Origin of the sequence: Cellulophaga sp. L1A9, from assembly GCF_009797025.1 — a bacterium.
Taxonomy (GTDB): Bacteria; Bacteroidota; Bacteroidia; order Flavobacteriales; family Flavobacteriaceae; genus Cellulophaga.
The window spans coordinates 2,386,428-2,399,528 of sequence record NZ_CP047027.1; the positions used below are offsets into that span (position 1 = coordinate 2,386,428).

The 13,101-nt window shown below is 39.2% G+C and carries 4 protein-coding genes, 3 tRNA genes and 3 rRNA genes; 9 read left to right on the forward strand and 1 reads right to left on the reverse strand.

Annotated elements, in window-relative coordinates; translation table 11 throughout:
• Positions 1-7: 7 nt before the first annotated feature.
• The 7 genes from GQR94_RS10300 (at position 8) to rrf (ending at position 8,161) form a co-directional block, all read left to right on the forward strand.
• Positions 8-1,039: a glycoside hydrolase family 26 protein gene (locus GQR94_RS10300; protein ID WP_158975423.1), complete on the forward strand. Its 1,032-nt coding sequence runs from the start codon at positions 8-10 to the stop codon at positions 1,037-1,039.
• Positions 1,040-1,178: 139 nt separating this feature from the next.
• Positions 1,179-1,255 (forward strand) — tRNA-Asp (locus tag GQR94_RS10305).
• 1,591 nt (positions 1,256-2,846) lie between these two features.
• A 16S ribosomal RNA gene (locus GQR94_RS10310) occupies positions 2,847-4,365 on the forward strand.
• Between the two features lie 139 nt (positions 4,366-4,504).
• Positions 4,505-4,578, forward strand: a tRNA-Ile gene (locus GQR94_RS10315).
• Between the two features lie 156 nt (positions 4,579-4,734).
• Positions 4,735-4,811: transfer RNA gene (locus GQR94_RS10320), tRNA-Ala, on the forward strand.
• A 233-nt stretch (positions 4,812-5,044) separates the two neighbouring features.
• Positions 5,045-7,879: ribosomal RNA gene (locus GQR94_RS10325) — 23S ribosomal RNA — on the forward strand.
• 170 nt (positions 7,880-8,049) lie between these two features.
• Positions 8,050-8,161, forward strand: a 5S ribosomal RNA gene (gene rrf / locus GQR94_RS10330).
• Together the 16S, 23S and 5S rRNA genes with 2 tRNA genes alongside form the textbook arrangement of a ribosomal RNA operon.
• Before the next feature lie 1,037 nt (positions 8,162-9,198).
• On the opposite strand, the gene GQR94_RS10335 is transcribed toward rrf, so the two are convergent.
• Positions 9,199-11,193, reverse strand: a complete 1,995-nt coding sequence (locus GQR94_RS10335; protein WP_158975424.1) for an ATP-binding protein — start codon at positions 11,191-11,193, stop codon at positions 9,199-9,201.
• Between the two features lie 486 nt (positions 11,194-11,679).
• On the opposite strand from GQR94_RS10335, the gene GQR94_RS10340 reads away from it, so the two are divergent.
• Together GQR94_RS10340 and GQR94_RS10345 are read left to right on the forward strand one after the other, a co-directional pair.
• Positions 11,680-12,078: a DoxX family protein gene (locus GQR94_RS10340; RefSeq protein WP_158975425.1), complete on the forward strand. Its 399-nt coding sequence runs from the start codon at positions 11,680-11,682 to the stop codon at positions 12,076-12,078.
• 393 nt (positions 12,079-12,471) lie between these two features.
• On the forward strand, positions 12,472-12,981 hold the full coding sequence (locus tag GQR94_RS10345; RefSeq protein ID WP_158975426.1) for a hypothetical protein: 510 nt from the start codon (positions 12,472-12,474) through the stop codon (positions 12,979-12,981).
• The last annotated feature ends 120 nt before the right edge of the window (positions 12,982-13,101 follow it).

Genomic DNA, 13,101 nt, shown 5'->3' on the forward strand with positions numbered 1-13,101 from the left:
CAAGATAATGACTACACTCCGTTTAGCAGATACCGAAGCACTGCCTCAGGTTTTTGCTTTAAAGCAAAAAATAGAAAAACTTTCAGATAAAGGATATGCCTTTGGTCATCAAGATACGACGTCTTACGGGGTAGGGTGGCGCCATGACCAAGATGCGTATACAAGTGATGTATATAAAGTAATAGGTGACTTTCCCTTAGTTTATGGTTTTGATATTGGCCAGATTGAACATGGGAAAGACAAAAACTTAGATGATGTGCCTTTTGATGCTATGTGCACTCTCATGCGGAAAGCACATAAGGAAGGCGGGATCATCACCATTAGTTGGCATGCAGATAATCCTGTTTCTAAAGGCGATAGCTGGGAAACTACGATTGCTGTAAAACATATTTTGGAGGGTGGCAGCCATTTTCAAGTCTATAAAGAGTGGCTTAAAAAAGTTGCTGACTTCCTATTGCGTTTAAAAGATGAAAACGGAATGTTGATTCCGGTTGCTTTTCGTCCGTTTCATGAAATGAATGGTGCTTGGTTTTGGTGGGGCAATCCAAATTGCAGTCCTGAGGGGTATAAAGCTTTGTGGTTGCAAACCTTGCAACTGCTGTCGGTAGAATTTGAAGTTCATAATTTACTGTATGTGTATGCTCCTAATTTGGTGTTCACGGAAGCAGAATACCTTTTAAATTATCCTGGAGATCATGTTGTAGATATGTTAGGTTTAGATCTGTACCAACATGGAACTGGTAAAGCATTTAAAAAAACGCTAAAAACTAATGTGGAGGTTTTAAAAAGGGTAGCAGAAACATTAAAAAAGCCATATGCTTTAACTGAAATTGGATTAGATAAGGTTTCAGAATCACGATGGTGGAGTACCATTTTAGATGATACAGTGGCAGAAATGGGTATTGCTTGGGTGTTATTATGGCGAAACGATTCTGAAAATCATTTTTTTGTGCCGTATCCGGATCAATTAAGTGCTAACGATTTTAAAACATTTAGTCAAAAGGCACACGTTTTGTTTTTAGACGACGGAAAAGTTTAATTTTTATTTTTTTGTAAGTGTCTGATAACTAAGTTCAATGGATTTTTTTGTAATTTATTTTGAAAAAAAGTGAATTTTTTAGTCAAAAAAATTTGCGTAATTAAATAAGCGGCGTATATTTGCAACCGCTAAAAGCAACGGTTCGGTAGTTCAGTTGGTTAGAATACCTGCCTGTCACGCAGGGGGTCGCGGGTTCGAGTCCCGTCCGGACCGCCAACAAATCCTCAACGCAAGTTGAGGATTTTTTTTGTTTAATAGTTAAGTGATTGGTCTGTGTTTGGGTTGTGATCTGTCATGACTAAATCTAGTGTTTAAGTAAAAACGATAGTCAATCTATAAAGGAAGAATTCTTCATTTTCCTAACTTCTGAATTGACCTCTAAAATCTTTTGTTTTGTGTTAATGGATGTTGTGGAAGCATTCGTACTTCTGTCCATATTATAATTCAGGAATAATTTATGGTTTATTGTTTTTGTACAGGCTATGGAGTTGAATGTTCTAAATCTGGTGTTTTTTACATTTTATATCAATGTGATGATTTTGTTTTTGCTTGTTGTGGAGAAGTCGCTGCATTGGATAGGTTTCTCATTTCTTGAAACTATTAGTAAGGAATCTTGGTGTCAGGATGTATAAGGAACAAGGATTTGCTTTGGTCTTCCCTGCCGGCAGCTGTCTAGTTGTAATTGGCTTTGTATAGAGGAGTCTACTTCTTTTAAAAGTTGTTTTCTTATTTTTTCATTTTTAATTCTTCTAACACAAGTGTCTTGTTCTTTCCTTTAGCTTTTTATTCTGTTCGTTTTCTCGATCATTAGCTTTCTGTCAATATTTTGTCGGCATGGCTTGAAGTGTTTCGGGGTGTTCTTTTTAAAGGAGGATGAGTTTAAGAGAAAGGTTTAAGTGTCCTTCTGATCCTATGTTGAAAATAATTTTTAGAATAATTGGAATACAGAATCAAAATAAGTGTCACTTATTAAGTGGGTTGCTATATAAAGGTGTCATCTATATATTGATAAAGGAATAAGGGTGAGTTTGATATAGGTATTGGTGGTTACTTTAAAACTGTGGTTTATAGTAGGAGTTGTTTTGTGAGGGGTGAATGGGGATGCATTTTTCTGAAATTATTATAATAGATAGATGCGTTGTAGTAAAAATAGTAATTGGTTGCAGGTTTCGTTATTGTAATTTTCTTTTCCTACCTCTGTTGAGGTAATTGAGGTGAACGTTCCTTTGAGTGCTTAAATCAGGAGTTGATATTGGTCTTGGAAATAGCTAGACCGGAAACGGGAAAGAGTGCGTGTTCAGTCAAAGGGATTAGGTTGGTGAGTCAAAAGTGTTTTTGTAGGTGTTGAAGGTCCGATGAATTAGATTAATGGTGGATGACGAGTATCTTGTGGAGCAATTTGCATAATATAGTATAGATGTGGGCGGGGTCTGTTTATGGGTAATAAGGTCTGTTGATTGCTTTTTTTGATAGAACAATGATTATTCTTAATCTTTTTTTGAGTGTTAAGTCTTTGTTTCTAGGGTGTTATAAAAACGTCAAAAAAAAGATTGAATTTTTTTTTCAAAAACGCTTGTAGGTTTCAAAAGAGGGTGTATATTTGCAGCCGCTTAGGGAAACAACGATACTGAGATAAGCGGTTAAGAATACGAAATAAAAGTTCATTGACATATTGTAAGACAGCGTTTAATTACTGGAAACGGTAATTAAATAAATTGAATTAAAGAATTAGCTTAAAGAATACTAAGGGCTAGGATTCGGATGATTTTGTTGTTGGTTTAGGATGTTATATAATATTTACAAAACAACGATGAAGAGTTTGATCCTGGCTCAGGATGAACGCTAGCGGCAGGCCTAACACATGCAAGTCGAGGGGTAACAGGGAGCTTGCTCCGCTGACGACCGGCGCACGGGTGCGCAACGCGTATGCAATCTACCTCTTACTAAGGGATAGCCCAGAGAAATTTGGATTAATATCTTATGTGGTATATGAGTGGCATCACTTATATATTAAAGGTTACGGTAAGAGATGAGCATGCGTCCCATTAGTTAGTTGGTGTGGTAACGGCACACCAAGACTTCGATGGGTAGGGGTCCTGAGAGGGAGATCCCCCACACTGGTACTGAGACACGGACCAGACTCCTACGGGAGGCAGCAGTGAGGAATATTGGACAATGGACGGAAGTCTGATCCAGCCATGCCGCGTGTAGGAAGACTGCCCTATGGGTTGTAAACTACTTTTATACAGGAAGAATAAGATCTACGTGTAGATTGATGACGGTACTGTAAGAATAAGGACCGGCTAACTCCGTGCCAGCAGCCGCGGTAATACGGAGGGTCCGAGCGTTATCCGGAATTATTGGGTTTAAAGGGTCCGTAGGCGGGCTGTTAAGTCAGAGGTGAAATGCTGCGGCTCAACCGTATGCACTGCCTTTGATACTGGCGGTCTTGAGTTATAGTGAAGTGGCTAGAATAAGTAGTGTAGCGGTGAAATGCATAGATATTACTTAGAATACCGATTGCGAAGGCAGGTCACTAACTATACACTGACGCTGATGGACGAAAGCGTGGGTAGCGAACAGGATTAGATACCCTGGTAGTCCACGCCGTAAACGATGGATACTAGCTGTTCGGTTTTCGGACTGAGCGGCCAAGCGAAAGTGATAAGTATCCCACCTGGGGAGTACGTTCGCAAGAATGAAACTCAAAGGAATTGACGGGGGCCCGCACAAGCGGTGGAGCATGTGGTTTAATTCGATGATACGCGAGGAACCTTACCAGGGCTTAAATGTAGATTGACAGGTTTAGAGATAGACTTTTCTTCGGACAATTTACAAGGTGCTGCATGGTTGTCGTCAGCTCGTGCCGTGAGGTGTCAGGTTAAGTCCTATAACGAGCGCAACCCCTGTCGTTAGTTGCCAGCATGTAATGATGGGGACTCTAACGAGACTGCCGGTGCAAACCGTGAGGAAGGTGGGGATGACGTCAAATCATCACGGCCCTTACGTCCTGGGCCACACACGTGCTACAATGGCCGGTACAGAGAGCAGCCATCTGGCAACAGAGAGCGAATCTATAAAACCGGTCACAGTTCGGATCGGGGTCTGCAACTCGACCCCGTGAAGCTGGAATCGCTAGTAATCGGATATCAGCCATGATCCGGTGAATACGTTCCCGGGCCTTGTACACACCGCCCGTCAAGCCATGGAAGCCGGGAGTGCCTGAAGTCCGTCACCGTAAGGAGCGGCCTAGGGCAAGATCGGTAACTAGGGCTAAGTCGTAACAAGGTAGCCGTACCGGAAGGTGCGGCTGGAACACCTCCTTTCTAGAGAAAAACATCTCAATGATAAAATACGAAAGAGTTCTAGTCCTTGTATTTTTAAGTTATTAATTGTTCAAATTGCTGTCTTATAATTATGTTATTATAATATTGATAGAGTCTGTTAAAGGATTCGCTAAGTGAGAGTCTCATAGCTCAGCTGGTTAGAGCGCTACACTGATAATGTAGAGGTCGGCAGTTCGAGTCTGCCTGAGACTACAAGCTTAAAGTTTGGTTATTTATTTAATCAAGATACGTTCATTAAAATTGAGGATACTAATTTAAATTAGTATCACTTGAAAGGAAATTTTAGAGGTTGAGTATAGCCGTTATAAGTACTGTTAACTAATAACTGTTAACTGATCACTAAAAGACGGGGGATTAGCTCAGCTGGCTAGAGCGCCTGCCTTGCACGCAGGAGGTCATCGGTTCGACTCCGATATTCTCCACCAGGCAATGCCTGGAGATATTTATATCTTCAGGTATTGAGGAGGAATCATTGATAATTTTATTGTCAGTGGTGACTCACCGAAGTTCATTGACATATTGGGACAAAGTGAATTACAATTATCTTCAGGGATATTGTAATCACAAGAAAACACAAATTTAAAAATAGAGTAAAGTACGATAGAGGTACTGCTGTATTTATACAGTAGTAATTTATATAATAGAATAAAAAGGACTAGTGACAAGCTAGAAAAGGGCGTATGGGGGATGCCTAGGCTCTCAGAGGCGATGAAGGACGTGATAAGCTGCGAAAAGCTGCGGGGAGGTGCACACAACTTGTGATCCGCGGATATCCGAATGGGGCAACCTGTCTGGTTGAAGGCCAGTCGTGATCGTAAGATCAAGCAAACCCGGTGAACTGAAACATCTAAGTAGCCGGAGGAGGAGAAAACAAAAGTGATTCCGTTAGTAGTGGCGAGCGAACGCGGATTAGCCCAAACCAGTATTGTTTCGGCAATGCTGGGGTTGTAGGACCACGATATTTGATGCGCGATGAATTAGAACTATTTGGAAAGATAGGCCGAAGACGGTGATAGCCCGGTATAAGTAAAGGACGTTATTGATAGTGGTATCCTGAGTAGTGCGGGGCACGTGAAACCTTGTATGAATTTGCCGGGACCATCCGGTAAGGCTAAATACTCCTGAGAGACCGATAGTGAACCAGTACCGTGAGGGAAAGGTGAAAAGAACCGTGAATAACGGAGTGAAAAAGATCCTGAAACCATACGCTTACAAGCGGTCGGAGCCTTTAGGGGTGACGGCGTGCCTTTTGCATAATGAGCCTACGAGTTACTTTTACTAGCAAGGTTAAGATTTTAAGGATCGGAGCCGTAGCGAAAGCGAGTCTGAATAGGGCGCCATAGTTAGTAGTAGTAGACGCGAAACCGTGTGATCTACCCATGGGCAGGTTGAAGCTTTGTTAACCCAAAGTGGAGGACCGAACCCGTTGACGTTGAAAAGTCTTGGGATGACCTGTGGGTAGGGGTGAAAGGCCAATCAAACTCGGAAATAGCTCGTACTCCCCGAAATGCATTTAGGTGCAGCGTTGTGATAGTTTTATAGAGGTAGAGCTACTGATTGGATGCGGGGGCTTCACCGCCTACCAATTCCTGACAAACTCCGAATGCTATAAAATGTTTCACAGCAGTGAGGGCATGGGTGCTAAGGTCCATGTCCGAGAGGGAAAGAACCCGGACCATCAGCTAAGGTCCCCAAGTGTATACTAAGTTGATATAACGCGGTGGAATTGCATTGACAGCCAGGATGTTGGCTTGGAAGCAGCCATTCATTTAAAGAGTGCGTAACAGCTCACTGGTCGAGCGATTCCGCATGGATAATAATCGGGCATAAGTATACCACCGAAGCTATGGCTTCTGTACTCGGTACAGAGGGGTAGGGGAGCATTCTATGGGTGTTGAAGGTGATCTGTAAGGGTTGCTGGAACGCATAGAAACGAAAATGTAGGCATAAGTAACGATAATGCGGGCGAGAAACCCGCACGCCGAAAGACCAAGGTTTCCCCAGCTATGCTAATCAGCTGGGGGTCAGTCGGGACCTAACGCGAACCCGAAAGGGGTAGTGGATGGACAAGCAGTTAATATTCTGCTACCTGCTCACGCTAAAAGTGACGGGGATGTGGTGTTGGTGCGCGCTGACGGAATAGCGCGTTGAAGGGAGTGGTGACACCCCGATAGTACGATAAAGCTTCGGCTGCGTCGATAATCCAGCGTAACATCCTCCGAGAAAAACAAGTGAAGCAGCCCGTACCGTAAACCGACACAGGTGGTTGGGATGAGTATTCTAAGGCGCTCGAGAGATTCATGGCTAAGGAACTAGGCAAAATAGACCCGTAACTTCGGGAGAAGGGTCGCCCTCCTTTTAGGAGGGCCGCAGTGAAGAGGTCCAGGCGACTGTTTATCAAAAACACAGGGCTCTGCAAAATCGAAAGATGAAGTATAGGGCCTGACACCTGCCCGGTGCTGGAAGGTTAAGAGGAGATGTTAGTTTCGGCGAAGCATTGAATTGAAGCCCCAGTAAACGGCGGCCGTAACTATAACGGTCCTAAGGTAGCGAAATTCCTTGTCGGGTAAGTTCCGACCTGCACGAATGGTGCAACGATCTGGACACTGTCTCGGCCATGAGCTCGGTGAAATTGTAGTATCGGTGAAGATGCCGGTTACCCGCAGTGGGACGAAAAGACCCCGTGCACCTTTACTATAGCTTCGTATTGGTTCTGGGTAAGTAATGTGTAGGATAGCTGGGAGACTTTGAAGCGGCGTCGCCAGGCGTTGTGGAGTCATTGTTGAAATACCAGCCTTTGCTTATCTAGGGCCTAACCCTAACACTAGGGAACAGTGCGTGGTGGGTAGTTTGACTGGGGTGGTCGCCTCCAAAAGAGTAACGGAGGCTTCTAAAGGTACCCTCAGTACGGTTGGTAATCGTACGTAGAGTGCAATGGCACAAGGGTGCTTGACTGAGAGGCATACAGGCCGAACAGGTTGGAAACAAGAGCATAGTGATCCGGTGGTTCCGCATGGAAGGGCCATCGCTCAAAGGATAAAAGGTACGCCGGGGATAACAGGCTGATCTCCCCCAAGAGCTCATATCGACGGGGGGGTTTGGCACCTCGATGTCGGCTCGTCACATCCTGGGGCTGGAGAAGGTCCCAAGGGTTGGGCTGTTCGCCCATTAAAGTGGCACGCGAGCTGGGTTCAGAACGTCGTGAGACAGTTCGGTCTCTATCTACTGCGGGCGTTAGAAATTTGCGTGGATCTGACTCTAGTACGAGAGGACCGAGTTGGACTGACCTCTGGTGCACCAGTTGTTCCGCCAGGAGCATTGCTGGGTAGCTATGTCGGGATTGGATAAGCGCTGAAAGCATATAAGCGCGAAACCAGCCACAAGATGAGATTTCTTTAAAGGGCCGTGGGAGATGACCACGTTGATAGGCTATAGGTAGAAGGGCAGTAATGTCTGTAGCCAAGTAGTACTAATAGCCCATAGGCTTGCACAACTTGCCCCCTTTATTAGGGGGCGGACTTCCTTTTTACATTACATAAGCCGTAAATCGTAGCTTACTTTAATTATATACAAGTGTTTTATGTGAGTGGTTATACCACCCATTTTGTCCCTTTAATATGTTAACAATATTAGTTGCTATACCATAGGTGTAGTACAAAGATTTAAGGTGACCATGGCGATAGGGTCCACCCCTTACCATTCCGAACAGGGAAGTTAAGCCTATCAGCGCCGATGGTACTGCTATACCAAGTGGGAGAGTAGGTCGTCGCCTTTTTTTAATCAAGTCCTCAATAGAAATATTGAGGACTTTTTTTTGTTTATAAAGGTTTGTGTAGTATTGCATCCTCCCCAAGGCAATCGGGAGTATAGCGCTCTACCTAATATTAAATCACCATCGAAGTATGTTCTTAGGACTTGGAACAATCCTTTAGTGTATAATTCGTCTTTAATGCACTCTATTAATACTTTAACACCGCTCAAGACTTCCTTTTTTTGAATTAATCTTTACAGGGCTGCCCTGTCAAGGGATGTTTTATTGCATTTATTGTGTTTGGTATCTAGTATTTCAGGAAATTGTTCAAAATTAGGTACTACCTTAGTTTCTTATATTATGGCTTCAATACCTCCTTTTTACCCTTGGTTATTTATTAGCTTATAAATATGTACTGTTTCCTCTTTAGAAGGCGCCATTTCATCTAGGGAAAGCTGTTTTCTTATATATTGGTTGAAGATCTATATTTGTTTGGTGTGAGGTGTTTTTTGGTTTATAAACTCGTCTAAATAACCTCAGTATGTGCTCCTTTGTTTTCTTCTGGTAATACCTGAAAAAAGGAGCTATGATATAACATTCTGTAGTTTTAGTATGGCTCAGGTACTTTAAGCTGTAAACTCCTTGGTCATGTGAATGCCTCGTGCTGTTTCTTTAGTGTGCTTATCCAGCCAAGGTCCACACCTACTATAAAGATAAATGGACTTTCCGCGTAATGGAAAGTCTCAAACGATTATCTCTTTGCAAAATCCATGTATTATTAAATTGTGATGTGTTTCTTCCTCAGGATTTCTTTCTTTTATAAGAGAATTGAAGTGTTCCATCTTCCGTTTTATGCTATGGCAAAGAGAATTATTAATAATTCTGGCAAGAGAAACTTTAAGTGGCCCTGTTTTAAAGCAAAGATCTTATTTAATTTCAGCAGTAATTTGGAGATTGATTCGTTTTCATTAAGCTATGAAACTTTTTCTAAGTGCCAATACTAAAAATCTTTCTTTCAAATTAGGCTTGTCTAAAGTGATTTACTTAAATAGGAAAGTTTATTATTTCGCTTTGGGAAGGGTAAAATAAAAACAGGTTCCTATATTTAATGTGCTTTCTGCCCAAATACTTCCGTTATTTTTTTCAATCATTTCTTTACACAACACAAGGCCTAGTCCTGTGCCTTTTTCATTGTTTGTTCCATATGTAGTAAAAGTTTCTTGGGTATTAAATATTTTGTTTAAAGCTTCTTCTGTTATTCCTACCCCAGTATCTTTTATATAAATTTCCCAATGGTTTTGTTTTTCTGTAGCTCCAAATGTGATTTTTCCATTCTCAGGAGTAAATTTTAAAGCATTACTAGTAAGGTTTCGGATTGCAATGCTAATTTGGTTTTTACCAGACCAGGTCAACACTTCTTCATTTATATTATTTTCAAAAGTGATCGATTTTTTATCTGCCATTTTCGATAATAACGCATTATTTTGAGTAATTAAAGTACCTATATTGGTGTTTTCTGGTTCGGTAATAATATCATTCATTTCGGTTTGTCCCCAAGAAAGTAAATTATTCAAGGTAAAAGCAATACAGTCAATGCCTTCCCCCATTGTAGGGGCAAGTTCAATAAATTCTGTAGCGTTAATTTGCTTGCTAGTAAACAAATCAAACATGGACTTAAATGAATTAATGGGGCCTCTTAAGTCATGAGCAATAATAGTAAATAACTTAGTTTTAGTAGTATTAGAATGTAATAAATGTTTTTCCTTGACTTGTAGTTCTTTTGTTTTTGTAGTTAACTTTCTGTTTAAAAGACCTTGTGTTTTGTTATTCTTTTTTAGGATATAAATAATAATAGAGAATGCAATGATGATTAAAATAGCACCATAAAAATACAATCGTTGTTTTGCAGCTACTTTCTCATTTTCCAAAATGTAGCGTTCTTTTTCTTGATCAAACTCAAGATTGGATTTTAGTATTTTTAATTCTTTTTGATTGTTCTTTTTATTTATGGTATCAGAAATAGCTTTAAATTCTTCTAAGTAATAAAGTGCTGCTTCGGTTTGGTGTGTTTCTTTTTTTAATTGATAAAGTGTTTTTAAAATTTCATCACGCTCATCTAGTACGTTTAAGTTTTTACTCAATTCTAGTGCTTTTAAACCATAGGTCTCAGTTTTTTTATAGTCTTTGAGTTTCAGATACGTTTTAGACATTCCGTTGTATAAGGATATTTTGTACCTCGTTTGTGCAATATCTTTGTGTATTTTTTCACTTTTTTGAAACCATTTTAAGGCTTCAGAAGCCTTTTCTTGTTTAAGAAAAATGTTTCCTTTCAATTCATATGCATAGGTTAACCATTCTTGTAATTCAAGTTTTTCTAAAAGTGGTAAGCCTTCATCTATTTTTTCTGAAGCCTTTCTTAACTCATTGTTGTCTATATATGTTGCGGCTAAATTAATTAGCGTTACCGCAGTTATTCTTTCATTACCTGTTCTTCTATTTAATTCCATAGCTTTGTTTAGGAAATAAATACATTGTTTATACTCATTCTGTAAGCTATAAATAACTGTGATGTTGATATATAAAATGGCTAGCGTTTCTTCATCTTTATTTTGTTTGGCTATTTCAATACCGCTCAGATATTCGTTGAGTGCTTTGGTGTATTCTTCTTTATGTAAATACGCTGTAGCCAAACTACTTTTTGAGAGTAAGATAACATCAACATAGTTATTTACTTCTGCACTAGAACGCGCTTTAATAAAGTTTTCTATGGCAAGTTCTTTTTCGCCAGTTTCAGAATAATAATTTCCTAAAATAATATAGCCTTTTGCTTCTCCTTTAGTATAGTCAATTGCTTTACTCAGAGCAATAGATTCTTTAGCTATGATGTTTAGGCTATCTAAATTATAAAAACCATAAGCTTTCCCGTAGGTATAAAGCAAATTGATATAAAGTGTATCTTTCTGGTAATTAGGTTTTAATTTAAAGGTCTCTATGTTTTGATATAGGCTGTCTTTTATCGTTTTTTGACCATATATAGTGTATAGATTAAAAAACATGACGAAACATAATAAAACAAAACTGTCCCGTATTTTTATAGGTCTTATTCTTAGCATTAAAGTAGGTCTTAGGCGAGTTGGGCTCACATTAAAGGACAAAGGTAGCCTAGGTATTTAGATTATCAGGGGATTGTAGTTTAATGACAATTGTAGTACGTTGAATGTACAAATACTATCGATAAACAAACGCTATTTTAGCTACTTTTGTCGATGTTATTGGCATGTTAGATTTTTTGACGCCTGATTTTTAACTACTTATAAGCGTTAAGCAATCTTATTATTTTTAATATGGAATAAAGATGCTTTCGAGAGTTACTTTTTGTAAGTTCAAACCATATACACCGTCAATTATACTATTCGTTGATGTAGGTTTAGATTCATAAATTATGAGTTTTTAATTCTTTTCGTTTTCGGCTAATGTAAGTTAGTTCTTGAAGGGAGTTGTATGTATATATCATAGTGTTTAACAAATTAACAGCAAGAGAAATGAAGGAGTATAGGTTAGGGTATGTATTGGCAAGAATTGCTATAGGAGTTAGTATGTTTGGCCATGGTTTGGTGCGATTACCTAAATTAGAGGGATTCAAAAATCATATAGTAGGAAGTTTTGCGGAATCTATGATTCCAGAGATTTTGGTCACGCCTTTTGCCTACACATTACCCATCCTAGAATTTGTAGTGGGAGTATTACTTATTATTGGGCTATTTACAAAAGAGGCTTTAGTATTAGGTACAATGATAATGATTGCCTTAGTTTTTGGAAGTACTATGATTGAGAATTGGGGAATTATAGATTCTCAATTACTACATGCGCTTATATTTATTGGTTTATTGTTAGGCATTAAATATAATCATTGGTCACTTGATACTAAAGTGAACAAATAATGGCCATACTTAAAAATGTAGAAAGTTCCCCCCGGATTCTTTTATAATTAAGCAGGCCAAAATAAGTTATACTATTGTAATCGTTCTTGCCAATAAAATGCTCTTATGCAAAATGAATACTACATTTATGCACTATTATCTTTAAAAATACAAAGGTACTAGTGTAAAACTTTACAACCTTGCGGTTTTCCGCAAGGTTGTAAAGTTTTCTAATTTTAGACTAAAAAAATGAGTGCTAAAATGGCGAAGCGAAGGGTCGAGAAGTACTTTTTTATCCAGTATACCGGTTATTTAATTCTTCTACAACCAAATTGTAGGGTTTTACAACATAAATAATAGATAATACAATATCAGGATTAGTTTTGTGTGAATAATCAACCATACTAAATTAAGATGAAAAATTTATTTTTACTAGCAGCATTTATGTGCCTTGGATCAATGTATAGTCAAGAAGGCCTAAAATTCGGAATTCAAGGAGGATTACCACTAGAGAATTTTAATGATCAAGTAGGTGTTGTCATAGGGGCCGATTTTGGCCATATGTGGGCGCTAAATGAAACCATTGACCTTGGTGTAATGACAGGTTATATTCATGGTTTCCCAGAAAAGTATGGTACGGAAGATGTTTTAATCACACTGCCAAGTATTCAATTTTTACCCGCAGCAGCCTCCTTGCGTATTTGGGGGTCTAATTCATTTTCTTTTGGAGGAGATATAGGTATGGCAATAGGACTAAATGATGGTAATGATGGTGGTTTTTATTACAGACCCCAATTTGGATTTCTTATGGGACCAAGTACAGAATTGAACTTTTCTTATACTGGAATTCAATTAGAAGAGACCTCTTGGAATACCGTAACTATTGGTATTTTATATACACTTCAATTAAAAAGACCTTATTAGTAGATTCTGTGCTATATTTTAAACCTAATTAAGTTCTTTGATACTAGTTTTTAGCCTTTGATAGCGCGTATTAACTGCTAAATTCCTACATTTTAAAGCTAATAATTGGTATTTTAATTT